The organism is Mycobacterium sp., from assembly GCF_025933915.1.
Taxonomy (GTDB): domain Bacteria; phylum Actinomycetota; class Actinomycetes; order Mycobacteriales; family Mycobacteriaceae; genus Mycobacterium.
The window spans coordinates 1-24705 of record NZ_JAICZA010000067.1 but is presented as its reverse complement, the minus strand read 5'-3'; the positions used below and the strand labels follow the sequence as shown (position 1 = coordinate 24705).

Annotated in this window: 26 protein-coding genes; 18 read left to right on the top strand and 8 right to left on the bottom strand. The window is 68.5% G+C overall.

Annotation, left to right across the window (positions count from 1 at the left end):
- Nucleotides 1-64: 64 nt before the first annotated feature.
- Both Q0W90_RS12845 and Q0W90_RS12840 read left to right on the top strand, forming a co-directional pair.
- On the top strand, nucleotides 65-1183 hold the full coding sequence (locus tag Q0W90_RS12845; RefSeq protein WP_297697715.1) for a UDP-N-acetylmuramate dehydrogenase: 1119 nt from the start codon (nucleotides 65-67) through the stop codon (nucleotides 1181-1183).
- A 71-nt stretch (nucleotides 1184-1254) separates the two neighbouring features.
- Nucleotides 1255-2589, top strand: a complete 1335-nt coding sequence (locus Q0W90_RS12840; RefSeq protein WP_297594230.1) for an Ig-like domain-containing protein — start codon at nucleotides 1255-1257, stop codon at nucleotides 2587-2589.
- On the opposite strand, the gene Q0W90_RS12835 is transcribed toward Q0W90_RS12840, so the two are convergent.
- Nucleotides 2573-3322 (bottom strand): SDR family oxidoreductase, encoded by a 750-nt coding sequence (locus Q0W90_RS12835; RefSeq protein ID WP_297594228.1) that lies wholly within the window; start codon nucleotides 3320-3322, stop codon nucleotides 2573-2575. The two genes, Q0W90_RS12840 and Q0W90_RS12835, sit on opposite strands and share 17 nt — an antisense overlap.
- 262 nt (nucleotides 3323-3584) lie before the next feature.
- Here Q0W90_RS12835 and Q0W90_RS12830 point away from each other — a divergent pair, with 262 nt between their 5' ends.
- From Q0W90_RS12830 to regX, 6 genes are all read left to right on the top strand, one after another.
- A complete protein-coding gene (locus Q0W90_RS12830; RefSeq protein WP_297774798.1) occupies nucleotides 3585-4835 on the top strand; it encodes an ROK family protein in 1251 nt (416 codons plus the stop codon).
- A gap of 26 nt (nucleotides 4836-4861) precedes the next feature.
- Complete coding sequence (mshA, locus tag Q0W90_RS12825) at nucleotides 4862-6169, top strand: D-inositol-3-phosphate glycosyltransferase (RefSeq protein ID WP_297594244.1); 1308 nt, start codon at nucleotides 4862-4864, stop codon at nucleotides 6167-6169.
- Nucleotides 6170-6216: 47 nt separating this feature from the next.
- Nucleotides 6217-6738: a YbjN domain-containing protein gene (locus Q0W90_RS12820; protein WP_297594226.1), complete on the top strand. Its 522-nt coding sequence runs from the start codon at nucleotides 6217-6219 to the stop codon at nucleotides 6736-6738.
- Between the two features lie 99 nt (nucleotides 6739-6837).
- Entirely contained in the window at nucleotides 6838-7587 is a 750-nt protein-coding gene (locus Q0W90_RS12815; RefSeq protein ID WP_297594224.1) for a phosphoglyceromutase, read from the top strand.
- A 156-nt stretch (nucleotides 7588-7743) separates the two neighbouring features.
- Entirely contained in the window at nucleotides 7744-8973 is a 1230-nt protein-coding gene (locus Q0W90_RS12810) for an ATP-binding protein (protein WP_297697711.1), read from the top strand.
- 49 nt (nucleotides 8974-9022) lie between these two features.
- Complete coding sequence (gene regX / locus Q0W90_RS12805; protein ID WP_297774773.1) at nucleotides 9023-9706, top strand: two-component sensory transduction protein RegX; 684 nt, start codon at nucleotides 9023-9025, stop codon at nucleotides 9704-9706.
- A gap of 3 nt (nucleotides 9707-9709) precedes the next feature.
- On the opposite strand, the gene Q0W90_RS12800 is transcribed toward regX, so the two are convergent.
- The 3 genes from Q0W90_RS12800 to Q0W90_RS12790 are packed head-to-tail and all read right to left on the bottom strand — an operon-like array spanning nucleotide 9710 to nucleotide 12863.
- Entirely contained in the window at nucleotides 9710-11584 is a 1875-nt protein-coding gene (locus Q0W90_RS12800; RefSeq protein WP_297697709.1) for a GMC family oxidoreductase, read from the bottom strand.
- Nucleotides 11581-11910, bottom strand: coding sequence for a hypothetical protein (locus tag Q0W90_RS12795; RefSeq protein WP_297594216.1), 330 nt, complete (start codon nucleotides 11908-11910; stop codon nucleotides 11581-11583). Before Q0W90_RS12795 ends, Q0W90_RS12800 begins: the two co-directional genes overlap by 4 nt.
- On the bottom strand, nucleotides 11907-12863 hold the full coding sequence (locus Q0W90_RS12790; protein ID WP_297697707.1) for a hypothetical protein: 957 nt from the start codon (nucleotides 12861-12863) through the stop codon (nucleotides 11907-11909). The genes Q0W90_RS12795 and Q0W90_RS12790 overlap by 4 nt, the downstream gene beginning before the upstream one ends.
- Nucleotides 12864-12905: 42 nt before the next feature.
- Between Q0W90_RS12790 and Q0W90_RS12785 the strand changes: the two genes are divergently transcribed.
- Nucleotides 12906-13628: a GntR family transcriptional regulator gene (locus Q0W90_RS12785; protein WP_297594212.1), complete on the top strand. Its 723-nt coding sequence runs from the start codon at nucleotides 12906-12908 to the stop codon at nucleotides 13626-13628.
- 4 nt (nucleotides 13629-13632) lie between these two features.
- Here Q0W90_RS12785 and Q0W90_RS12780 read toward each other — a convergent pair whose 3' ends face one another.
- Nucleotides 13633-14436, bottom strand: a complete 804-nt coding sequence (locus Q0W90_RS12780) for a hypothetical protein (RefSeq protein ID WP_297774770.1) — start codon at nucleotides 14434-14436, stop codon at nucleotides 13633-13635.
- 119 nt (nucleotides 14437-14555) lie between these two features.
- On the opposite strand from Q0W90_RS12780, the gene Q0W90_RS12775 reads away from it, so the two are divergent.
- From Q0W90_RS12775 to Q0W90_RS12735, 9 genes are all read left to right on the top strand, one after another.
- On the top strand, nucleotides 14556-15572 hold the full coding sequence (locus Q0W90_RS12775; RefSeq protein ID WP_297697703.1) for a Ppx/GppA phosphatase family protein: 1017 nt from the start codon (nucleotides 14556-14558) through the stop codon (nucleotides 15570-15572).
- Nucleotides 15569-16531 (top strand): hypothetical protein, encoded by a 963-nt coding sequence (locus tag Q0W90_RS12770; RefSeq protein WP_297594206.1) that lies wholly within the window; start codon nucleotides 15569-15571, stop codon nucleotides 16529-16531. Before Q0W90_RS12775 ends, Q0W90_RS12770 begins: the two co-directional genes overlap by 4 nt.
- A 15-nt stretch (nucleotides 16532-16546) precedes the next feature.
- The gene (locus Q0W90_RS12765) at nucleotides 16547-17389 is read left to right on the top strand and encodes a sugar phosphate isomerase/epimerase (RefSeq protein WP_297594204.1); all 843 of its coding nucleotides are present in this window, start codon (nucleotides 16547-16549) and stop codon (nucleotides 17387-17389) included.
- 25 nt (nucleotides 17390-17414) lie between these two features.
- Nucleotides 17415-18257: a thioesterase family protein gene (locus Q0W90_RS12760; RefSeq protein WP_297594202.1), complete on the top strand. Its 843-nt coding sequence runs from the start codon at nucleotides 17415-17417 to the stop codon at nucleotides 18255-18257.
- Nucleotides 18258-18284: 27 nt separating this feature from the next.
- A complete protein-coding gene (gene proC / locus Q0W90_RS12755) occupies nucleotides 18285-19160 on the top strand; it encodes a pyrroline-5-carboxylate reductase (protein WP_297594200.1) in 876 nt (291 codons plus the stop codon).
- Between the two features lie 138 nt (nucleotides 19161-19298).
- A complete protein-coding gene (locus Q0W90_RS12750) occupies nucleotides 19299-19556 on the top strand; it encodes a cell division/environmental response transcriptional regulator (RefSeq protein ID WP_297594198.1) in 258 nt (85 codons plus the stop codon).
- Nucleotides 19557-19703: 147 nt separating this feature from the next.
- Entirely contained in the window at nucleotides 19704-19805 is a 102-nt protein-coding gene (locus Q0W90_RS12745) for an AURKAIP1/COX24 domain-containing protein (RefSeq protein WP_003402602.1), read from the top strand.
- A gap of 106 nt (nucleotides 19806-19911) precedes the next feature.
- Complete coding sequence (locus Q0W90_RS12740) at nucleotides 19912-21039, top strand: SDR family oxidoreductase (protein WP_297594193.1); 1128 nt, start codon at nucleotides 19912-19914, stop codon at nucleotides 21037-21039.
- Entirely contained in the window at nucleotides 21021-22109 is a 1089-nt protein-coding gene (locus Q0W90_RS12735) for a lysophospholipid acyltransferase family protein (RefSeq protein ID WP_297594191.1), read from the top strand. Before Q0W90_RS12740 ends, Q0W90_RS12735 begins: the two co-directional genes overlap by 19 nt.
- 56 nt (nucleotides 22110-22165) lie before the next feature.
- On the opposite strand, the gene Q0W90_RS12730 is transcribed toward Q0W90_RS12735, so the two are convergent.
- The 3 genes from Q0W90_RS12730 to Q0W90_RS12720 are packed head-to-tail and all read right to left on the bottom strand — an operon-like array spanning nucleotide 22166 to nucleotide 24567.
- Nucleotides 22166-23092 (bottom strand): cyclopropane mycolic acid synthase family methyltransferase, encoded by a 927-nt coding sequence (locus tag Q0W90_RS12730; RefSeq protein WP_297774766.1) that lies wholly within the window; start codon nucleotides 23090-23092, stop codon nucleotides 22166-22168.
- Between the two features lie 3 nt (nucleotides 23093-23095).
- Nucleotides 23096-23614 carry a MaoC family dehydratase N-terminal domain-containing protein gene (locus tag Q0W90_RS12725; RefSeq protein ID WP_297594187.1) on the bottom strand — a complete coding sequence of 173 codons (519 nt, stop codon included), beginning with the start codon at nucleotides 23612-23614 and terminating at the stop codon, nucleotides 23096-23098.
- Nucleotides 23615-23658: 44 nt separating this feature from the next.
- The gene (locus Q0W90_RS12720; protein WP_297594181.1) at nucleotides 23659-24567 is read right to left on the bottom strand and encodes an HAD family phosphatase; all 909 of its coding nucleotides are present in this window, start codon (nucleotides 24565-24567) and stop codon (nucleotides 23659-23661) included.
- Nucleotides 24568-24705: the final 138 nt, after the last annotated feature.

Here is a 24705-nt window from a genome sequence, read left to right as displayed (position 1 = left end):
CCGTCGTAGTCGGCCGACAAGTCGAATGAACGCGGCATAGCAGGTCAGGCTACCGTTACGGGCCATGAAATCCAGCGGTGCCGATTCGGTGTTCGCCGGTGCGTCGGTGGCCGAATCGGTGCCACTGGCGCCGCTGACGACCTTGCGGATCGGACCGATCGCACGGCGCCTCGTCACCTGCACGAATAGCGACCAGGTGGTCGCCACGCTGCGGCACCTGGACGCCGAAACCCGTGGCGGACACCGTGACCCGGTGCTGGTGTTCGCCGGCGGCTCCAACCTGGTGATCTCCGATACGTGCGCGGACCTGACGGCCGTGCGGCTGGCCAACGACGGCATCGCCGTCGACGGCAACGTGGTCCGCGCCCAGGCGGGTGCGGTGTGGGACGACGTCGTGGTCAGGGCCATCGAGCATGGGCTCGGCGGGCTGGAATGCCTGTCCGGCATTCCCGGCTCGGCCGGGGCCACCCCGGTGCAGAACGTCGGGGCCTACGGCGCGGAAGTCTCCGACACCATCACTCGGGTCCGGGTGCTGGATCGAGGCAGCGGCGAGGTGCGCTGGGTGCCGGGCAGCGAGCTGGGCTTCGGCTACCGCACCAGCGTGTTCAAACGTAGCGGTGCCAGTGGGTTCGAAATCCCTTCTGTCGTAGTGGAAGTGGAGTTCGCGCTGGATGCATCGGGGCGCAGCGCGCCGCTGCGCTACGGGGAGCTGGCGGCCGCGTTGAACGTGGCCAGCGGCGAGCGCGCCGACCCGCAGGTGGTTCGTGACGCGGTGCTGGGCCTGCGGGCCCGCAAGGGCATGGTGCTCGATCCGGCCGATCACGACACCTGGAGCGTCGGTTCGTTCTTCACCAACCCGGTCGTCGCCCCGGACGTCTACGAGCGGTTGGCCGCGACCGTCGACGGGCCCGTCCCGAACTACCCGGCTCCCGACGGCGTCAAGCTGGCCGCCGGCTGGCTGGTGGAGCGGGCGGGCTTCGGCAAGGGCTACCCGGAGCCGGGCCCGGGCGGGCGCGAAGAGCCCTGCCGGCTGTCCACCAAGCACGCGTTGGCGCTGACCAACCGCGGCGGCGCCAGCGCCGAAGACGTGATCGCACTAGCCCGCCTCATCCGCGACGGCGTTCGGGCTGTGTTTGGTGTCACACTGACCCCCGAGCCCGTCCTGCTGGGATGCAGGCTGTAGCTGGAAAAATTGCCGACCCGTGCCGGACCCCCGTTTGTCGCGGCCGGGCCGGCCGATTTTCCCCGGTATCTTTGATTTTTGTGAGCCCGCCCCCTGCCCCGAGGCCGTTCAACCGGCGCGTGGCTCTGGCGACCCTCGGGCTCGGCGTGTTCGCCCCCAATGCATTGGCCGCATGCGGTGGCACATCCGCAAAACAAGCCGAGAAAAAAGAGCAGCCGGCGCTGCAGCTCAAGTACCAGCCCGCCGATGCCACCCAGCACGTGGTGCCGATCACCCCGGTCAGCGTCGAGGTGAGCGACGGCTGGCTGCAGCACGTCACGCTGTCCAATTCGTCGGGCAAGGCCGTCGCGGGCACGTTCAACCAGGACCGGACCGTCTACACGACCTCCGAACCGCTGGGCTACGACACGACCTACACGTGGAGCGGCTCGGCCGTCGGGCACGACGGCAAGGCGGTCCCCGTCGCGGGCAAGTTCACCACGGTGTCGCCCAGCAAGAAGATCGGCGGGGCGTTCCAGCTGGCCGACGGCCAGACCGTCGGGGTCGCGGCGCCGATCATCCTGCAGTTCGACGCCCCGATCGCCGACAAGGCCGCCGTCGAAAAAGCGCTCACCGTCACCACGAATCCGCCCGTCGAGGGCAGTTGGGCCTGGCTGCCCGACGAGGCGGCCGGCGCCCGCGCGCACTGGCGCACCCGCGAGTACTACCCCGCGGGCACCACGGTCAGCGTCGATGCGAAGCTGTACGGCCTGCCGTTCGGCGACAGCGCGTACGGCGCCGAGGACATCTCGCTGAACATCCAGATCGGTCGCCGGCAGGTGGTGCAGGCCGAAGTCTCGTCGCACCGCATCCGGGTGATCCGCGACGAGGGCGTCATCATGGACTTCCCGTGCAGCTACGGCGAAGCCGACAAGGCGCGCAACGTCACCCGCAACGGCATCCACGTGGTCAGCGAGAAGTACGCCGACTTCTACATGTCCAACCCGGCGGCCGGCTACAACCACATCCACGAACGCTGGGCGGTGCGGATCTCCAACAACGGCGAGTTCATCCACGCCAACCCGGCGAGCGCCGGCGCGCAGGGCAACACCAACGTCACCAACGGCTGTATCAACCTGTCGACGAGCGACGCCGAGCAGTACTACCAGACGGCGATCTACGGCGACCCGGTCGAAGTGACCGGGAGTTCGATCCAGTTGTCCTACTCCGACGGCGACATCTGGGACTGGGCCGTGGACTGGGACACCTGGGTGGCCATGTCGGCCTTGCCGCCGCCCACCGCGCACCCGCCGTCGACGCAGATCCCGGTCACCGCGCCGGTCACGCCGTCCAACGCGCCGACCCTGTCGGGCACCCCGACCACGACGACGCGCGCCACCACGGGTCCGGCTACCCCCGGCGGTTAAATCGGCTGGCCGACGCCTGGTCGCGCGGCTTCATCACGATCAGGTCCAAGTCGACGTGGGCCGGGCGCGACGCGACGAACCCGATCACTTCGGCCACATCTTCCGGTACCAACGGGGTGATGCCGGTGTAGACGGCGTCCGCGCGTTGTTGGTCGCCGTCGAAGCGCACCAGCGAGAATTCCGTTTCGACGGCCCCCGGGGCGATCTCGGTCAGCCGCACCGGCTTGCCCAATAGCTCGCCGCGCAGCGTGCGGTGCAGCGCCCCCTGGCCGTGTTTGGCCGCCGTATAGCCGGCGCCACCGTCGTAAACCTCAAGTGCCGCAACGGAAGTGACGGTGATGATCAGCCCGTCGCCGGAATCGACCAGCTTGGGCAGCAACGCGCGGGTGACCCGCAGCGTGCCGATCACGTTGGTCTCCCACATCCACCGCCAGTGCTCGAGGTCGGCATCGGCGATGGGCTCCAGTCCGCGGGCGCCGCCGGCGTTGTTGACCAACACGTCGACGCGGCTCAACTCGCCCGCCAGCGCATCGACGGCGGCATCGTCTGTGACATCGGCCACAATCGCGGTCCCGCCGATCTCCTCGGCCAGGGCGTGAATCCGGTCCGCCCGGCGCGCCACCGCGACGACATGAAACCCCTGTGCGGCCAGGGTCCGGGCGGTTGCCGCGCCGATTCCCGAGCTGGCCCCCGTGATTACCGCGACGCGTTCATTCCTGCCAGTTTTAACCATCGAAACAACCTTAGTGAACGTGCTAAATTTTCCGTGTGCTTCACAGCGCCCTGTCCAACATCACCACCGCCGCGTGTCTGTGCGCGGCGGGTGCGTGTTGTTGCTGCGCACTTTGCCGCCCCTGACCCCATGCCAGGTGTGGCCAAGCCGGCCAGCAAAAATCGGACAAAGGACGCCCGTGCGCACCAATATCCTCACCCCTACCCATCTTCCGCCCGGTCGCGTCGTCGGCTATTCGCCCGGTCAAAACGGTCACCGCTCGGTGCGCCGACAGATCGTGCCGCCGGCGTTGCAAATCCCCGACTCCGCGGCGGCCGCCGTCTTTCGGGCCGTCCGGCTGCGCGGACCCGTCGGTCGTGACGTCATTGCCGGCGTCACCTCGCTGAGCATCGCGACGGTCAACCGTCAGGTCATCGCCCTGCTGGAAGCCGGCCTGCTGCGGGAGCGCGCCGACTTGGCCGTCTCCGGCGCGATCGGCCGCCCGCGCGTGCCGGTGGAGGTCAACCACGAGCCGTTCGTGACGCTGGGCATCCACATCGGTGCGCGCACCACCAGCATCGTGGCCACCGACCTGTTCGGCCGCACCCTCGACACCGTCGAGACCCCGACGCCGCGCAACCCGGCCGGGCCCGCGCTCGTGTCGCTGGCCGACAGCGCCCGCCGCTACCTGCGGCGCTGGCATCGGCGGCGGTCGCTGTGGGTCGGGGTTGCCATCGGTGGCTCCGTCGACGGCGCCACCGGCCAGGTGGACCACCCGCGACTGGGCTGGCGGCAGGCGCCGGTCGGACAGGTGCTGGCCGACGCACTGGGCCTGCCGGTGTCGGTGGCCTCGCACGTGGACGCCATGGCCGGAGCCGAGCTGCTCCTGGGCATGCGGCGATTCCTGCCCAGCTCGCCGACCAGTTTGTACGTCTACGCCCGCGAGACCGTGGGCTACGCGCTGGTGATCGGCGGGCGGGTGCACTGCCCGTCCAGCGGCCCGGGCACGATCGCGAGCCTGCCCGCCCACTCCGAGCTGCTCGGCGGCACCGGACAGCTGGAATCCACCGTCAGCGACGAAGCCGTGGTGGGCGTCGCCCGCCAGCAGCGCATCCTGCCGTTTGCCCCCGCAAACCGCGCCAACGGGCCCGCCACCGGGATCGCCGACCTGTTGCGGGTGGCCCGAGCAGGCAACCAGGAGGCCAAGGGTCTGCTCGCCGAGCGGGGCCGGGTGCTCGGTGAGGCGGTGGCGTTGCTGCGCGACATGCTCAACCCCGACGAACTGGTGGTCGGCGGCCAGGCTTTCACCGAATACCCCGAGGCGATGGAGCAGGTCCAGGCGGCGTTCGCCGCACGCTCGGTGCTGGGGCCGCGCGACATCCGCCTCACCGCCTTCGGCAACCGGGTCCAGGAGGCCGGCGCGGGGACCGTGTCGCTGGCCGCGCTGTATGCCGACCCGCTGGGCGCGATGCGCCGGGCCGGGGCGCTGGACACCCGGGTGCTCGATGTCGCCCCGGACGAGTCGTCAGCCTGACTCGACTCGTGTCCGGCACGCCTGCGCTGGGCGGCGAACCGTCCTGTAAAGATGACAGAGTGCGGCACGATGACGTTTTCCGGCTGAATGAACCGCGCCGGGTCGCAGTGTTGGCGGTGCACACCTCCCCACTGGCCCAGCCCGGTACCGGCGACGCGGGCGGCATGAATGTGTACGTGCTGCAGACCGCGCTGCACCTGGCGCGGCGCGGCATCGAGGTGGAGATCTTCACGCGGGCGACCGCGTCCGCCGACCCGCCGGTCGCGCGAGTGGCGCCCGGTGTGCTGGTCCGCAACGTGGTGGCGGGGCCGTTCGAAGGGCTGGACAAATACGACCTGCCCACCCAGCTGTGCGCCTTCGCGGCCGGGGTGCTGCGCGCCGAGGCATCGCACGAGCCGGGCTACTACGACATCGTGCACTCGCACTATTGGCTGTCCGGGCAGGTTGGCTGGCTGGCGCGCGACCGCTGGGCGGTGCCGCTCGTGCACACCGCGCACACCCTCGCCGCGGTCAAGAATGCGGCCCTGGCCGAGGGAGACTCGCCCGAGCCCCCGCTGCGCACGGTGGGGGAGCAGCAGGTTGTCGACGAGGCGGACCGGTTGATCGTCAACACCGACGATGAGGCCGAGCAACTGATCTCGATTCACCACGCCGACCCCGCGAGGATCGACGTCGTCCATCCCGGAGTGGACCTCGACGTCTTCCGCCCCGGCGACCGCCGGGCCGCCCGCGCGGCGCTGGGCCTGCCGCTCGACGAAGACATCGTGGCGTTCGTCGGCCGGATCCAGCCGCTGAAGGCGCCCGACATCGTGTTGCGTGCCGCCGCGAAATTGCCGGGGGTGCGCATCGTCGTGGCGGGTGGGCCCTCGGGCAGCGGCCTGGCTTCTCCGGACGGATTGGCTCTGCTGGCCGACGAGCTCGGCATCACCGGGCGCGTGACCTTTCTGCCCCCGCAGTCCCGACCGAATCTGGCCACGTTGTTCCAGGCTGCGAATGTGGTTGCGGTGCCGAGCTATTCGGAGTCGTTCGGCCTGGTCGCCCTCGAGGCGCAGGCCTGCGGCACCCCGGTGGCGGCGGCCGCGGTCGGCGGGCTGCCGGTGGCCGTGCGTGACGGCGCCACCGGGACGCTGGTGGCCGGGCACGACGTCGATCGGTGGGCGGCCGCCCTGCACGGTTTGCTGCGCCGGCCCGCGCCGCGGGCCGAGGAGATGGGCCGCGCGGCCGCCGCCCACGCGGCCACCTTCTCCTGGGATCACACCACCGATGCGCTGCTGGCCAGCTATCGCCGTGCGATCCGCGAGTACACGGCCGAGCGTCGTGAGGTGGGCGCTTGACTTCCGCCGGTGACGATGCAGAGCGAAGCGATGCTGAGGAGCGGCGCTTGACTTCAGCGGTGACGCGGGTGATCGAGGATACCCTGCAGGCCAGCGGGCTGAACTACTCGAAACACGATGGCGCACATGGCGGTCTGTCCGGCTTGGTGGTGGAACTGCCGGGTGAGCGCAAGCTCAAGACCAACACCATCTTGAGCATCGGTGAGCATTCGGTGCGCGTCGAGGCGTTCGTGTGCCGCAAGCCGGACGAGAACCACCAGGGTGTCTACCGGTTCCTGCTCAGGCGCAATCGTCGCCTCTACGGCGTTGCCTACACGCTGGACAACGTCGGCGACATCTACCTGGTGGGCCGCATGTCGCTGCCGTCGGTCGACGCTGACGAGATCGACCGGGTGCTCGGGCAGGTGCTCGAAGCGGTGGACTCGGACTTTAATACGTTGCTGGAGTTGGGTTTTCGCTCGTCGATTCAAAAAGAGTGGGAGTGGCGGGTGTCGCGCGGCGAGTCGCTGAAGAACCTGCAGGCCTTCGCGCATCTGATCGACGACGACGGAGACGACGACGACCGCTGAATAGCCCACGATCGTAACCGCACTGCGAAAATCCGAGGCGAATCTCGCAGTGCGGTTACGCTCGGCGTGACTCAATGAGTGCGTGAGAGACTGACCGGCATGGGTGACTCTGCCACGCTGGTGCTGCTTCGCCACGGCGAAAGCGAATGGAACTCGCTGAACCTGTTTACCGGCTGGGTGGATGTCGGGCTGACCGACAAGGGCCGCACCGAGGCGGTGCGCAGCGGCGAGCTGCTGGCCGAACACGATTTGTTGCCCGACGTGCTGTACACGTCGCTGCTGCGCCGGGCCATCTCCACCGCGCACCTGGCGCTGGACGCCGCGGACCGGCTCTGGATTCCGGTGCGGCGCACCTGGCGGCTCAACGAACGTCACTACGGGGCGCTGCAGGGCCTGGATAAGGCCGAGACCAAGGCGCGCTACGGCGACGAGCAGTTCATGGCCTGGCGACGCAGCTACGACACGCCGCCCCCGCCGATCGAGAAGGGCAGCACCTACAGCCAGGACGCCGATCCGCGGTACGCCGACATCGGCGGCGGGCCGCTGACCGAGTGCCTCGCCGACGTGGTCGTTCGCTTCCTGCCGTATTTCACCGACGTCATCGTTCCAGACCTGCGCGCCGGCAAGACGGTGCTGATCGTCGCGCACGGCAACTCGCTGCGGGCCCTGGTCAAGCACCTCGACCAGATGTCCGACGACGACATCGTGGGATTGAACATTCCGACCGGCGTCCCGCTGCGCTACGACCTGGCCGCCGACCTGCGGCCGGCGGTGCCCGGCGGTACCTATCTGGACCCCGAGGCGGCCGCCGCAGGTGCCGCCGCGGTTGCCGGCCAGGGGCGCGGGTGATGTTTGCGCGCAAGCGCGAATTGGTCCGCGAAAGCCTCCCGTTAGCCAAACATCACGTGAACGGGAGCGGAACACCTGTGACGCAGGGTGTGACTTGTCCGATTTTGGCCGCGTTCTGCTAGGGCAGCGTTCAGGAAGATTTGTAGGATTTGCTATGTGACTGTGTTCTCGGCCCTGTTGCTGGCCGGGGTGGTGTCGTTGCTGGCACTGGCCGCAGGTGTGGCGGTCGGGGCCCGGCTGTCCCCGCGCGCGGTGCAGCGCCGCCAGCGGGTGAGCACCGAATGGACCGGGATCACCATCGGGCAGATGCTGGAATGCATCGTGGCGCTGATGCCGGTGGGCGCGGCGGTGGTGGACGTCCATCGCGACGTCGTCTACCTCAATGACCGGGCCAAGGAGCTGGGCCTGGTGCGCGACCGCCAGCTCGATGACCAGGCGTGGGAGGCGGCGCAGCAGGCGCTGACCGGTGTCGACGTCGAATTCGACCTGCAGCCGGCGAAACGGGCGGCCGGCCGGTCCGGGCTATCGGTGCACGGGCAGGCCCGGTTGCTCAGCGAAGAAGACCGCCGGTTCGCCGTGGTCTTCGCCCACGACCAGTCCGACTATGCGCGGATGGAAGCGACCAGGCGCGACTTCGTCGCCAACGTCAGCCACGAGCTCAAGACCCCGGTGGGTGCCATGGCCCTGCTCGCCGAGGCCCTGCTGGCTTCGGCCGACGACTCCGAAACCGTGCGGCGGTTCGCCGAGAAGGTGCTCGTCGAAGCCAACCGCCTGGGGGACATGGTCGCCGAGCTGATCGAGCTGTCCCGGCTGCAGGGCGCCGAACCGCTGCCCGACGTCATTGAGGTCGACGTCGACAGGGTTGTGAGCGAAGCGATTTCGCGCCACAAGGTGGCAGCCGACAACGCCAACATCGAGGTCCGTACCGACGCCCCCAGCGGTTTGCGGGTGCTGGGCGACGAAACGCTGTTGATCACCGCGCTAGCCAACCTGGTGTCCAATGCGATCGCCTATTCGCCGCCGGTTTCGCCGGTGACGATCAGCCGTCGCCGTCGGGGCGAGAACGTCGAGATCGCCGTCACGGATCGCGGGATCGGGATCGCCCTGGAAGACCAGGAGCGGGTTTTCGAGCGTTTCTTCCGGGGCGACAAGGCCCGCTCACGCGCCACCGGTGGCAGCGGCCTGGGCCTGGCCATCGTCAAGCACGTCGCGGCTAACCACAACGGAACGATCGGCGTGTGGAGCAAGCCGGGAACCGGATCGACATTCACCCTTTCCATTCCGGCGGCCATGCCGTCCGATCGAGACGAGGGCGAATCCGAGCAACCACAGGTCCGCGAGGTACGACCCAACCGCTCCCAACGAGAGGAAGAACTAAGTCGATGACCCGCGCTAACGACGCTGCAGAGCGTCGCGATGAGAAGGAGTGGCGCGCATGACGAGTGTGCTGATCGTGGAGGACGAGGAGTCGCTGGCCGATCCGCTGGCGTTCCTGCTGCGCAAGGAGGGCTTCGAGGCCACGGTCGTGACCGATGGACAGGCCGCGCTGGCCGAGTTCGATCGTGCCGGCGCCGACATCGTGTTGCTCGATCTGATGCTGCCGGGCATGTCGGGGACCGATGTGTGCAAGCAGCTGCGTGCGCGTTCCAGCGTGCCGGTGATCATGGTGACCGCGCGGGACAGCGAGATCGACAAGGTCGTCGGCTTAGAGCTCGGCGCCGACGACTATGTGACCAAGCCGTATTCGGCGCGCGAGCTGATCGCCCGGATCCGCGCGGTGCTGCGCCGCGGCGGTGACGACGACTCCGAGATCAGCGACGGTGTGCTCGAGTCCGGACCGGTACGGATGGACGTCGAACGCCACGTCGTTTCGGTCAACGGCGACGCGATTACCTTGCCGCTCAAGGAATTCGACCTGCTTGAGTACCTGATGCGCAACAGCGGCCGGGTGCTGACCCGCGGGCAGTTGATCGACCGGGTGTGGGGCGCCGATTACGTCGGCGATACCAAGACGCTCGACGTCCACGTCAAGCGGTTGCGGTCCAAGATCGAAGCCGATCCGGCCAACCCGGTCCACCTGGTGACCGTGCGGGGGCTGGGCTACAAGCTCGAAGGCTAGCGCCTATCGGGCGCCGACAACCTCGTCGGCAACGCCCAACGCCAGCGCCATGATCGACACCTGCGGGTTGACCTCCGGGCAGCTCGGCAGGATCGAGGCATCGGCGATCCACACCCCGTCCACACCGCGTAGCCGCCCGGTCTCATCGACCGGGCAGAGCTGATCGTCGGCGCCGGCGGCCGCCGTGCCCGTCGGGTGGAAAGCGGCCAGGTGCAAGCTTCTCGGGTCGCTGCGCCGCAACGCATCCTGCAGGGCGGGCAGCGACGTCACCGTGCTCGCGCCGGGTAACCCGGTGAGTACCTCGGTCGCCCCCGCGGCGAACAACAGCCGGCCCATGGCCTCGATAGCAACGACGAGCTTGGCGACGTCGGCGGGGGCGATGTGGTAACGCACCAGCGTCTCGCCGCGCACCGTGGAAACCGACCCGACACCGCGATCGGCCACCATGGCGCCGAACGTCGCCACCCGCTCCGCCCGGCCCAGCCAGCCGAGCAGCTCGGCACCGTAGCCCGGAAACACCATCGAGCCCATCCCCGGCGGGGTGGAAGTCGCTTCGATGAGCACGCCATGTGATTCGTGAAGCTCGTGCACCGCGGCGCTCTGCAGCACCCCGTGCCAGGCGACGACATCGTCCTCGAAGCACCCGGCGAGCATCGTGGCCGGATGCAGTGCCAGGTTGCGCCCGAGCCGCGGATGAGCGCCAAAGCCGCTGCGCCGCAACAGCCCCGGCGTCTCGGTGGCACCGGCCGCCACGATGACCGTGTCGGCAAGGACGTCCAGCGCCGTGCCGTCGGGGCGGCGGGCGCGCACCCCGCGCGCGCGCCCGCCGCGGTGCAGCACCCGTTCGACGCGAGCGTGCGAGATGATCCGTGCGCCCGCCGCGCACGCCTGGGGCAGCGCGTTGAGGTGCACGCCGAACTTGGCATTGCGGGGGCAGCCGATTGCGCACTGGCAACAGCCTTCGCAGCCCGGCGCGTTGCGCGGAATGGGCGCCGCGGCCCAACCCAGCGCCGCGGCGGCGTCCAGCAGCAGCCGTCCGTTGTGGCCCATCACCTCCAGCGGCACCGGGGCGACCCGCAGGGTGTGTTCGACGTCGTCGAGGCGTTCGGACAGCCGGTCGGGATCGGCCAGCGCCAGCCCGAATTCGTCGTGCCAGCGCCGCTGCACGGCCGGCGGCGGGCGGTAGCAGGTGCCGGAGTTCACCACCGTGGTGCCACCGACCGCCCGGCCGATGGGCAACACCACCGAGGGGCGTCCCAGGGCGACGGTGGCCCCGGCGCCGCGGTACAACCCGGCATAGCGATCGATCGGATGGGTGGTGCGGAATTCCTCGACCGTCCACCGGCGCCCCTCTTCGAGCACGACGACGTCCAGTCCGGCCCGCGCCAGGCTGCGGGCCACCATCGCGCCGCCGGCGCCGGACCCCACGATCACCGCGTCGGCGGTGACGACGGAGCGGTGATCCGCCGAGGAGGCGAGATTCAACACCGCGTCGGGGCGGGCCGTCTCCTGCTTCATGGCATGCGAAAGCAGTTCCGGCGCATAGGTTTCCGCGCCATTGGCGAGCAGCACGATCGCCTTCATGGCCTCGACGGCCGCACCGACGTCCGGGCTCAGCGCGGCGACCCGCCGCAGCACCTGCTCGCGCCGGTCGGGTCCGAGCCGCGACAGTGACCGGCCGGTGGTGACGTAGCTCGCCGCGGCCAGCGTGAGCAACCCGGCGCGCATGGCCACCCGCGATGCGGTCGGCAGCCGGCGCAGGTAGCGCTCGACGCGATCCGCCAGCTCGGGCGCGGGCGGGCCGCCGTACTCCTCGGGGAGCAGCGCGGTCCCGAAGGACGTCAACGACGCCCTGGCCCGCTCGGCGACCAGACTCATATCAGCCGCGCGAGCCGACGGCCCAACTTGATGAAGAACGGATAGGTGGCGAAGATGGCGCCCGCCGCGGCGTGCAGAGGCCAGTCCGCTTTCGCGGTATTCAGACGGAAAACCCCGCTGTTCCACATGAAGTCGCGGCCATTGCGGGCGCGGAAGGGCCGCCACAGCACTCCTAGCCCGGGGACGTTGTTGTACAGCCCGAATGATCCGCCGAAGAAGACGCCCAGGGTGGCGGCCTCGGCGACATCGCGACGGTCGGCGGGCAACCGCCGCTCGATGAGCACGCCGGAGGCGAACAGCAGTGGTGGGTCGAGCAGAAAGCTCACGTCGGAATCCTTTCGTTGACATCGGGTGCCGCGCGGCCGCGCAGGCCCACTTCGGCATGCCCGGTGCCCAGCACCGACCATTGCCGGTCGTCGATCTCGATGTGGACGTCGGCCTGTTCGGTGTTGGTGCACACCGCCCGGCCGCCGTCGGGATCGGTGTATTGCAGGCTCACGCACTTCTCGGTCGGCTGGTCGATCCGGATCAGCACCCGGCGACCGCCGATGCGTCCTTCCAGCTGCCAGTGCGCCACGTCGAGCGTCGTGCGCATCCGCAGCGACGGCAACGGGCTTGTGGGCCAATCCTTTCCGTCGATCCGAAACCGAACGAACGCCATCGGTGCCAGCCTGCGCAGCCCGGGCTTATGCGAAACCGCGGCGACGGCCTCGAGGACGTCGCCGTTGCCAAGGTCGGCATGGACCCATCCCCAGCGTTCGGCGTTGCCGTGCCCGTAGATGTGGGCGACGGCGCCGCGCCAGCCATCGATCGGGAATGCGGTGCCGGCGATGGTCAGCGAACCGGTGAAGTCGGCGGTGGGGGCGATGACGACTTGGGCACCCGGCAACAGCTCGCGGTTCCAGGCCGTGCGGGGAAACGTCCAGAGCGGTGCGCCGGTGTCCGTCCAGGACAGATCCCAGGCCAGTGACCCGGCGCCTCCGCTGAACTGTTTGTCGCCCACCCGTACGCCGTCGGCGTCGAACCACCATGGCCCGGTCGCCGGGTCGGTGGGCACGGGCCCGAACCGCTCGGTGCGGGGCGGACCGTCGGGGGCGAACCAGGTGGCCCAGCCGTGCGCGTAGGCACCGTCGGCGCCGGTGAGCGGGGCCACCGTCTCGCAGTGCAGCCACAGCCCGGCGTGCGTCGCCGCATTCGACAGAGTGGCGTACCAGACTTCCAGCCGTCCGGGCTTGCCGCGCCAGCGCGGCATCGCCGCCGCGCGCGTGTCGCCGTCCATGGTTCACCTTTCGTGGGTGCGTCCACTATATTGGTTGAGCCAATGAACCAGTCAAGTCCGCTGCGTCCGCCCGATCGCCAACGTGTCGATGAACAGATCGCCGCGTCGATCGCCGACGCCATCCTCGACGGCGCATTTCCGCCGGGCTCGGCCTTGCCACCCGAGCGCGAACTCGCCGAACAGCTCGGTGTCAACCGCACATCGCTACGGCAGGGTCTGGCCCGGCTGCAGCAGATGGGTCTGATCGAAGCCCGGCACGGCAGCGGCAACGTGGTCGCGGACCCGCAGGCGCTCACCCACCCGGCGGTGGTCGAGGCGCTGGTCCGCAAGCTGGGGCCCGAGTTCCTGGTGGAGCTGTTCGAGATCCGGGCCGCCCTCGGCCCGCTGATCGGCCGGCTCGCGGCGCAACGCGGCGGGCCCGAGAGTACCGAGCCGCTGCGTGCCGCGTTGGCCGCCGTCCGCGACGCCGACAGCGCCCAAACGCGCCAGGCCGCCGACCTCGCCTACTTCCGGGTCCTCATCCACCACAGCCGCAACCGCGCACTGGGGTTGCTGTACCGCTGGGTCGAGCACGCCTTCGGCGGCCGCGAGCACGAGCTGACCGCCGCTTATGACGACGCCGCGTCCGTGGTGGCCGGTCTGACTGCGATCACCGACGCTGTGCTGGCCGGCGAGGAGGCCGCGGCCGCCGCCGCGGTCGAGGACTACCTGAACGCCAGCGCACAGCGAATGATCTTGTCGTACAACAAGACTCAAGCGACCTAACGGCCTACTCGGCGATGCGGGTCGCCGGGTGGACCGCGATAAGTCCTAACTTGTTGCGGCGCTTGCACATTGCGGCCAGCTCCGCGTAGGCCTTGCTGCCCAGCAGCTCGGTGAGTTCGTCGGCCAGGCTTTCCCACACCTGCTTGGCACCGACATGAGCGGCCGGATCGCCGGTGCAGTACCAGTGCAGGTCGGCGCCACCGGAACCCCAGCCGCGGCGGTCGTATTCGGTGACCCAGGTCTTGAGGATCTCGGTGCCGTCGGGCCGGGTCACCCACTCCTGGCTGCGCCGGATCGGCAACTGCCAGCAGACATCTGGTTTCATGGTCAGCGGCGGCACGCCGAGGTTGAGGGCCTTGCTGTGCAGCGCGCAGCCGACGCCGCCCGCGAAACCGGGCCGGTTCAGGAAAATGCACGCATCCTTGTGCCTGCGGGTCCGGTATTGCGGTTGGCCTTCATGTTCGTCGAGCTCCAGATATCCCTTGCGGCCCAAGCCTTTTTCGCGAAACTGCCAGTCGGCGTCGGTGAGCTTTTTCACCGCGTCGTCCAGGCGGGCGCGGTCGTCGTCGTCGGACAAGAACGCACCGTGCGAGCAACACCCGTCGTCCGGGCGGCCCGCCACCGTGCCCTGGCAGGCCGGAGTGCCGAACACACAGGTCCACCGTGAGAGCAGCCAGGTCAGGTCGGCGGCGATCAGGTGCTCGGGGTTGTCGGGGTCGTAGAACTCCACCCATTCGCGGGCGAAATCCAGTTCGACCTCTTGTCCGGGCCGTCCCGGTTCTGGGTGCGAATTCGCCACGGAGTCCACGTTAGACCACACTTCGGCCCTGCTGAGCCGCTGACACTCGCGGCCCGTATGACCGTGATCACGCCGGCTTGACCGGGTCGCGCAGAACCCAGCCATCGGCGCCCCGTTAGGTTGTCTACGTGCGATTGGGCGTTCTCGACGTGGGTAGCAACACGGTGCATCTGCTGGTGGTCGATGCCCACCGGGGCGGCCATCCGACGCCGATGAGTTCGACGAAGGCCACGCTGCGGTTGGCCGAGGCCACCGACAGCGCCGGCAAGATCACCAAACGTGGTGCCGAGAAGCTGATCTCCACGATCGACGAATTCGCCAAGATCGCCGACAGTTCGGGCTGCGAGGAGCTGATGGCCTTCGCCACCTCGGCGGTCCGGGAGGCCGGGAACTCCGACGACGTGCTGAGCCGGGTGCGCAAAGAGACCGGCGTCGAGTTGCGGGTGCTGACCGGGGTCGACGAGTCGCGGTTGACCTTCCTGGCGGTGCGCCGCTGGTACGGGTGGAGCGCCGGCCGGATCATCAACCTCGACATCGGTGGCGGCTCGCTGGAGATGTCCAGCGGCCAGGACGAGGAGCCCGAGGTCGCGATGTCGCTGCCGCTGGGCGCCGGCCGGCTGACCCGCGAATGGCTGCCCGAGGATCCGCCCGGGCGGCGCCGGGTGGCGATGCTGCGGGATTGGCTGGACGCCGAACTCTCGGAGGCCGGCGCGAAGATCCTCGAACCCGGCAGTCCCGACCTGACGGTCGCGTCGTCGAAGACTTTTCGCTCGCTGGCGCGGCTCACCGGCGCGGCCCCGTCGGGCGCCGGGCCGCGGGTCAAGAGGACGCTTACGGCCAACGGCCTCAGGCAACTCATATCTTTCATCTCTAGGATGACGACCGCTGACCGGGCGGAACTGGAAGGAGTGAGCGCCGAGCGCGCACCGCAGATTGTCGCGGGTGCGCTGGTGGCGGAGGCAAGCATGCGAGCGCTGTCGATTGAATCGGTGGATATTTGCCCGTGGGCATTACGGGAAGGTCTCATCTTGCGCAAACTCGACAGCGAAGCCGACGGAACCGCCCTCATGGGGCCGTCCGTGCGTAATGCTGGAGGTCAGGTAGTTGATCGGAATCAGAACCGATCGAGAGGCGACAAACCATGACCGGACCGCACTCCGAGACCGAGAGCCCCGGCACTCGGCCGATCTCGGTTGCCGAATTGCTGGCCAGAAACGGAACCATCGGCGCCCCGGCGGTCACCCGCCGGCGCCGTCGCCGCCGCGGCGACAGCGACGCGGTGACCGTCGCCGAGCTGACCGGCGAGATCCCGGTGATCCGTGACGACGACGAACCCGAACACGGCGCCACCGACACGATCGAGGTCGCCGAACCCGCCCCGCCCGCCGCTGAAGATGATGCCGCCGCGTCCGAGCGGGTAACCGACGACGAGGCCAGGCCCGCCTACTGGTCGGAGCCCGAGCAGCGCTGGCCCAAGTCGCCGCCGCAGCCCAAGCGGGTGTCGGGCCCCGAGCGCAGCGCCTACCCGCGGCCGTTGGCCAACGGGACCGCCAAGCCCGGGGAGCCCTCCGGCGCCGAGGACATGAGTCCCGACCCGATGGACCATTACGCCGACACCCCCGTGGACGTGATGGACTCCGAGGTGCGCGAAGCCGAACCCGCGCTGGAGGACTCCGCCTACGTGCGGTCCTACCTGCAGTCGTCGGATTCGCCGGAGGATGACGACGGTGCCGCGGGCGCGGGGGCGCTGACCGCCGGAATGCTCGGCGACCACGAGCACCTCGACAGCGACGACGGGCACGTCCAGGGCTTCGACGCTCACCCGGCGCCGGGCAGGCTCGAGGCGCTGTGGCACGGCGGTGTCGTTGTGCTGCAGTCGATCCTGGCCGTCGCGTTCGGCGGCGGGTTATTCGTGGCCTTCGACCAACTGTGGCGCTGGAACAGCATCGTGGCCTTGGTGCTGTCGGTGCTCGTCATCCTTGGGCTGGTGGTCGGGGTGCGGGTGGTTCGCAAAACCGAGGACATCGCCAGCACGTTGATCGCGGTCGCGGTGGGTGCGCTGATCACCCTGGGGCCCCTGGCGCTGTCGTTGCAGTCGGGCTAGCGGCACCCACATACAGTGCGTCCAGCCCTCAAAGTCGGCCTTTCCACGGCGTCGGTGTACCCGTTACGGGCGGAGGCCGCGTTCGAATACGCGGCCAGGCTGGGCTACGACGGCGTCGAGCTGATGGTGTGGGCCGAGTCGGTGAGCCAGGACGTCGCGGCCGTCAAGAAGCTGTCCCGGCGCTATCGCGTCCCGGTGTTGTCCGTGCACGCACCGTGCCTGCTGATCTCGCAGCGGGTGTGGGGTCCCAATCCGATCCCCAAGCTGGACCGCAGCGTGCGCGTCGCCGAACAGCTCGGGGCGCAGACCGTCGTCGTGCACCCGCCGTTCCGCTGGCAGCGGCGCTACGCGGAGGGGTTCAGTGAGCAAGTGGCGGCGCTGGAAGCGTCGAGCGACGTGATGATCGCGGTGGAGAACATGTTCCCGTTCCGGGCGGACCGGCTTTTCGGGGCTGGGCAGTCGCTGGAACGGATGCGCCGCCGTGGCGGCGGCCCCGGTCCGGCGATCTCGGCGTTCGCGCCCTCCTACGACCCCCTCGACGGCGACCACGCCCACTACACGCTGGACCTGTCCCACACCGCGACCGCGGGCACCGACTCGCTGGACATGGCGCAGCGGATGGGAGCGGGGCTGATCCATCTGCACCTGTGCGACGGCAACGGGCTGCCCGCCGACGAGCATCTGGTGCCGGGGCGCGGCACGCAGCCCACCGTCGAGCTGTGCCAGATGCTGGCCGGCAGCCAGTTCGCCGGGCACGTCATCCTGGAGGTGTCGACGTCCAGCGCGCGTTCCGCCAATGAGCGCGAAGCCATGCTCGCCGAATCGCTGCAGTTCGCCCGCACGCATCTGCTGCGCTGATCACTCCGGAGGCCCGCGAAAGTCCATGAACGCGTTATTCACCGCCGCAATGTCCTTGCGGGACACCGGCTCAGGCGTCTACGAAGGAGAGCTCGACAAGCGCTGGACCATCGGTCCCAAGGTGCACGGCGGTGCGATGCTGGCGCTGTGCGCCAACGCCGCCCGCGCCGCCTGCGGCGGAGGGTCGTCGGGGACCGAACCGGTCCAGCAGCCCGTCGCGGTGTCGGCGAGCTTCCTGTGGGCGCCGGATCCGGGGCCGATGCGGCTGGTCACGTCGATCCGCAAGCGCGGCCGCCGGATCAGCGTCGTCGACGTCGAGCTCACCCAGGGCGACCGCACCGCGGTGCACGCCGTGGTCAACCTGGGCCAGCCGGAGCACTTTCCTCCCGACGGTGCGGCCAAGCCGCTGCTGTCGGCCAACCCGGTGCTGGATCTCATGGCACCCGAACCGCCCGACGGCCTCGAGCCGATCGGCCCCGGGCACCCGCTGGCCGGCCTGGTGCACCTCGGCGAGGGCTGCGACGTGCGGCCGGTGCTCTCGACGATGCAGGCACCTTCCGACGGGCACCCTCCGGTGATCCAGATGTGGGCGCGTCCCCGCGGCGTGGCCCCGGACGCGCTGTTTGCGCTCATGTGCGGCGATCTGTCGGCGCCGGTGACCTTCGCCGTGGATCGCACCGGCTGGGCGCCCACAATCCAGCTCACCGCCTTCCTGCGGGGGTTGCCCGCCGACGGCTGGCTGCGCATCATCGCGACCTGCACCGAGATCGGACACGACTGGTTCGACGAGGACCACACCGTCGTCGACAGCCTGGGGCGCCTGGTGGTGCAGGCCCGCCAGCTGGCATTGGTCCCTGCCGCTCGCTAGCGGGCGGTGTCTGCGATGCTGTCCGGCATGGCAAGAATCGCGATCATCGGCGGCGGCAGCATCGGGGAGGCACTGCTGTCGGGTCTGCTGCGCGCGGGCCGGCAGGTCAAAGACCTGGTGGTGGTCGAGCGGGTTCCCGAGCGCGCCAAGTATCTGGCCGACACCTATTCGGTGCTGATCACCTCGGTGACCGAGGCGGTGGAAAACGCGTCGTTCGTCGTGGTCGCCGTCAAGCCCGCCGACGTCGAGGCGGTGATGTCGGAGGTCGCGCGGGTGGCCGCCGCGGCCGAGAGCGATACCGCCGAGCAGGTGTTCGTCACGGTCGCGGCCGGCGTCACCATCACCTACTTCGAGTCCAAACTTCCGGCCGGAACGCCGGTGGTGCGGGCCATGCCGAACGCCGCGGCGCTCGTCGGCGCGGGGGTCACGGCGCTGGCCAAGGGCAGGTTCGTCACGCCGCCCCAGCTCGAGGGCGTCTCGGCCCTGTTCGACTCCGTCGGCGGGGTGCTGAGCGTTCCCGAGGGCCACATGGACGCCGTCACCGCGCTGTCGGGCTCCGGCCCGGCGTATTTCTTCCTGATGGTCGAGGCCCTCGTCGACGCCGGCGTGGCAGCGGGTCTGAGCCGCGAGGTGGCCGCCGACCTGACCGCGCAGACGATGGCCGGCGCGGCGGCGATGCTGCTGGAACGGATGGAGGCCGATCGCCGAATGGGCGAGGCCGAGGCGCCCGGGATGCGGGTGGACGCCACCGCCACGCAGCTGCGGGCGACGGTGACCTCGCCCGGCGGCACCACCGCCGCCGCCCTGCGCGAGCTGGAACGGGGCGGCCTGCGAGCCGCTGTCGACGCGGCGGTTCAGGCCGCCAAAATGCGCTCTGAGCAGCTAAGAATTACATCAGAGTAATCCAAGAATTTTAAACTGATTGTCCCCCACCAGTACCAGTAACCCCATCAGTCCCGCTATTCTCCTCTTGTAAGCACGTGTGGGTGCCAGCGGAGGGGAAGCCGCTGGCATGCGCGTGCCTGACACGATTGGGTTGCGATGACGTCTACAAACGGACCATCAGCGCGAGATTCTGCAGGTAAGGCGCGGGACACCAGTTCCGTCGATACCCAGCAGGGCAGGACGCAATTTCTCACCGTCGCCGAGGTGGCGGCGTTGATGCGGGTCTCCAAAATGACGGTCTACCGGTTGGTGCACAACGGCGAACTACCCGCGGTGCGGGTGGGACGGTCCTTCCGGGTGCACGCCAAGGCCGTCCACGACATGCTGGAGACGTCGTACTTCGACGCCGGCTGACCTGAACCGGTGGCCGCTCGCGGGCGGCACCTGGCTGCGCGGTTGCGCGGCGATCAGGCGACGCCGGTTTGGCGTTGGGTGCGTCCGGCTGGGTAAAGTGTCCGGGGTCCAATCTTTGAAGCAGATCTCGGTCAGATAGCGGAGTTCATGGGTTCAGTAATCAAGAAGCGGCGCAAGCGTATGTCGAAGAAGAAGCACCGCAAGCTGCTGCGTCGCACCCGGGTGCAGCGCAGAAAACTCGGCAAGTAACCCCCGCTGCGGCCTTCATAAGGCCGTCATAAGGCCAGCGTAAAAAGGCTGTAACTGGTCGCGAACGCCATAGTGTGGTCGTCTCGCTGACCGCTAGGCTGTTCGGGTGGATGCGTCGAATGGGGAGAACACCGGGCCCGACGACACCGCCGGCAACGCGGCGCATTACCCGAAAATCGTGCTGGTCACCGGTGCCTGCCGATTTCTGGGCGGCTACCTGACGGCTCGGCTCGCGCAGAACCCGATGATCAAAGGGGTCATCGCGGTGGACGCGATCGCCCCCAGCAAGGACATGCTGCGCCGGATGGGACGCGCCGAGTTCGTCCGCGCCGATATCCGTAATCCCTTCATTGCCAAGGTGATTCGAAACGGCGACGTCGACACGGTGGTGCATGCGGCGGCCGCCTCGTACGCGCCGCGCTCCGGCGGCACCGCGGCGTTGAAAGAGATCAATGTGATGGGCGCGATGCAGCTGTTCGCGGCCTGTCAAAAGGCGCCGTCGGTGCGCCGCGTGGTGCTCAAGTCGACGTCGGAGGTGTACGGCTCGAGCGCCCACGATCCGGTGATGTTCACCGAGGACAGCACCAGCCGTCGACCCTTCCGCGACGGTTTCGCCAAGGACAGCCTCGACATCGAAGCCTATGCGCGCGGCTTGGGGCGCCGCCGGCCCGACATCGCCGTGACGATCTTGCGGCTGGCCAACATGATCGGCCCGGCGATGGACACCACGCTGTCTCGTTATCTCGCCGGGCCTTTGGTGCCGACGATGTTCGGCCGCGACGCCCGGCTGCAGTTGCTGCACGAGCAGGATGCCCTGGGCGCGCTGGAGCGCGCGGCGATGGCCGGCAAGGCGGGAACGTTCAACATCGGCGCCGACGGCATCATGATGCTGTCGCAGGCGATCCGTCGGGCCGGCCGGATCCCTTTGCCCGTACCGGGTTTCGGCGTCTGGGCCCTGGATTCGTTGCGCCGCGCCAACCGCTACAACGAGATCAGTCGCGATCAGTTTGATTATTTGAGTTACGGCCGCGTCATGGACATCAGCCGGATGCGCTCAGAACTTGACTACCAGCCGAAATGGACGACGGCGGAGGCCTTCGACGACTACGTTCGCGGCCGAAGCCTGACTCCCATAATCGACCCGCATCGGGTACGCTCCTGGGAGGGTCGCGCCATATCCCTAGCGCAGCGCTGGGGTAGCCGAAATCCAATTCCGTGGGGTGGGGTCAGGTAGGTATCGTGGCGGGTGAAACCAGAGCGAATGTCATTCCACTGCACACTAATCGGGGTCGGGTAGCAGCGCGCCGGAGAGCCGATCAACGGGCGGAGTCAGCTCGCCAGCACCCCTCGGTACTGGCCGATCCTCGCGGCCGCGCATCGGCCGAGCAGCTCGCCGCGGTGGTTCGCGAAATCGACGAGCACCGGCGTGCGACGGGGGCGCCGTCCGCCGAGGCTCCGCTGAATGAGCTGGCGCAGCGCGTCGCGTCGGTTGCCGGATTCCTCCGCCAGCGGTTGACCGGCGACTACAGCGTCGACGAGTTCGGCTTCGATCCGCACTTCAACAGCGCGATCGTCCGGCCGTTGCTGCGGGTGTTCTTCCGGTCCTGGTTCCGGGTCGAGGTGAGCGGGATCGAGAACCTGCCCGGCGACGGCGCCGCTCTGGTGGTCGCCAATCACGCCGGGGTACTGCCGTTCGACGGGTTGATGCTGTCGGTGGCCGTGCACGACGAGCACCCCGCGCATCGTGAGCTACGGCTGCTCGCCGCCGACATGGTGTTCGACCTGCCCGTGGTGGGCGAAGCGGCCCGCAAGGCCGGCCACACCATGGCCTGCACGACGGACGCGCACCGGCTGCTCGCCGCCGGCGAGCTCACCGCCGTGTTCCCCGAGGGCTACAAGGGGCTGGGCAAGCGCTTCGAAGACCGCTACCGGCTGCAGCGGTTCGGCCGCGGCGGATTCGTCACGGCCGCGCTGCGGACCAAGGCGCCGATCATCCCCTGCTCGATCATCGGTTCCGAAGAGATCTACCCGATGCTGACCGACGTCAAGCTGCTGGCACGCCTGTTCGGGCTGCCGTACTTCCCGATCACGCCGCTGTTTCCGTTGGCGGGGCCGATGGGCCTGGTGCCGCTGCCGTCCAAGTGGCACATCGCATTTGGTGAGCCGATTTACACCGACGACTACGCGGCCTCCGACGCCGACGACCCGATGGTCACCTTCGAGCTGACCGATCAGGTGCGAGAGACCATCCAGCAGACGCTGTACCGGTTGCTCGCCGGGCGTCGCAACATCTTCTTCGGCTGACCGTGGGCGCCGGGCGCGCGTAGCGCCCAACGTCGACTTGTGGGGCGCGTAAACGGCTACTTGACCATCGTGAACTGGCAGACGTTCGTGTAGCCATCGCGGAACAGATCCGAGCAGCCCCGCAGGTACTTCAAGTAGATGTCGTAGGTCTCCTGCCCCTTGAGGGCGATCGCCTCATCCTTGTGAGCCTCGAGCGCATCTCCCCAGGCGGTCAGCGTCGGCACGTAGTTCTTACCGATCTTGTGGTGGCGCTCGATCTTGAAACCCGCGTCGGTCGCGTATTTGTCGACCAGGTCGATCTGGGGCAACTTTCCGCCCGGGTAGATCTCCTTCAGGATGAAACTGATGAAGCGCAGCAGGGTCATGTTCACCTGCAATCCGAGTTCCTTGCCCTCCTCGGCGGTGGGCACCACGATCGAGTGCAGCAGCATGCGCCCGTCGTCGGGCAGCAGGTCGTAGTACTTCTTGAAGAAGGTGGCATAACGCTCGTACCCGGCGTCACCCGCGCCGTCGGCAAAGTGCTCGAATGCACCCAGCGACACGATCCGGTCGATCGGCCCGCCGTCGTATTCCTCCCAGCCCTGGATCCGCACCTCTTTGCGGCGGGGGCTGTCCATCTTGTCGAACTCGGCCACGCAGTGGGCGTACTGGTTCTCGCTCAGCGTCAAGCCGATCACGTTGACGTCGTACTCGGCCACCGCGTGCCGCATCGTCGAGCCCCAGCCGCTGCCGATGTCGAGCAGTGTCATGCCGGGCTCGAGGTTGAGCTTGTCCAGGGCGAGCTTGCGCTTCGCGTACTGGGCCTCTTCGAGCGTCTTGGTCAGATGCTGCGGGTCTGGGTTCTCGTCGAAGTAGCCGCAGCTGTACGTCATCGAGGGGTCAAGCCACAGCTTGAAGAACTCGTTCGACTTGTCGTAGTGGGATCGCACGGCCTCGACCGGCGGCTTGAGCTGCGTGCTTCCCGTTTCCCCCTGTGCAGACATCGACTACGCCCCTAACTTTCCTCCAGATATGGTTGCAACTGCCGCGGCGGTTGCTGCAACTTCGGCTTCGTTTGTGGATTCGCCCAACATCGTTACGACACTGGTGACGATCGGTTGTCCATCGGCGTCGGTCACTTCGCTCCGGATCTCCGCGAGTACGGTGCCGTGGGACTCAATTACCGAGTCTAGGTAGGTGTCGAAGTACAGCCTATCGTGAGCCAGGATCGGGCGGTGGAACTTGAACTTCTGGTCGCGGTGGATGACCCTGGCGATGTTGATGGGGATGCTGAACTTGGTGAAGATCTCCAGCTGCACGCGGCGCCCTGCGATCGCGAGGAACGTCAGCGGCGCCACCATCGAGGGGTACCCGGCCGCTGCGGATTCATTCTCGTCGAAATGAGCCGGGTGGTCGTCTTTGATCGCCAGGGCGAACTCACGGATCTTTTCGCGACCGACCTCGAAGTAGTCCGGTGCGCGGTAATGGCTGCCGATGAGTCCTTCGGCTTCTTTGGGGACTGTCATGCCGCTGTACTCTCCGCTCGAAGGTGTCTGCGCGGCGCAGCTTATCAGCGTGATTGCCGTCGAGAGGCCACCGCGGCCAGCGCACCACCGGCCGCGCCCAGCGCCAACGCCGACGGCACCCCGATCCGGGCCGCTTTGCGGGCGGTCCGGAAATCGCGAATCTCCCATCCGCGTTCCCGGGCCAGCGCGCGCAGGCGGGCGTCGGGATTGATGGCGACCGCGGTGCCCACCAGCGACAGCATGGGCACATCGTTGTAGCTGTCGGAGTAGGCGGTGCAGCGTTTCAGGTTGAGCCCCTCGCGAATTGCCAGTGACCGCACCGCGTGCGCCTTGCCGGTGCCGTGCAGGATGTCGCCGACCAGCCTGCCGGTGAAGACGCCGTCAACCGATTCCGCGACCGTGCCCAGCGCGCCGGTCAGGCCGAGCCGTCGTGCAATGGTCGCGGCGAGTTCGTAGGGCGTGGCGGTGATCAGCCACACCTGCTGGCCGGCGTCCAGATGCATTTGGGTCAGCTCGCGGGTGCCGGGCCAGATCTTGTCGGCGATGATCTCGTCGTAGATCTCCTCCCCGAGGGCGACGAGTTGCTCGACCGATCGGCCCTCGATGAAGGCGAGAGCCTTGCGCCGGCCGGCGGCGACGTCGTCGCTGTTTTCCTTCCCGAGGACCTGGAACTTGGCCTGGGCGTAGATGAATCCGAGCACGTCGCGATAGGTGAAGTAGTTGCGGGTGGCCAGCCCGCGACCGAAATGCACCGCCGAGGAGCCCTGCACCAGCGTGTTGTCGACGTCGAAGAAGGCGGCCGCGGTGAGGTCGATCGGGGGCTGCGGACGATCCTGCGTGGCGGCGGCTTCCTGCATGCCCTGGATCGCGCGGGCCGCGCTGGCGTCCGCGGCCAGCGACTCCAAGTCAACGTAACCGGTGTGATCGGTGTTGACCGGGTCAGAGGAAGTCATCGCCCAACCTCCTAGATCGCTGTGCTGCCTGGTGACCCAGCGGGTGTCCCGAGATCCAACCCTATCGGGCAGATGGCGTGGGGGCGTTGACGCCTCGAGCTGTCGAGTGTGACGCTGGCGTCACGTTCGGCGCCGACT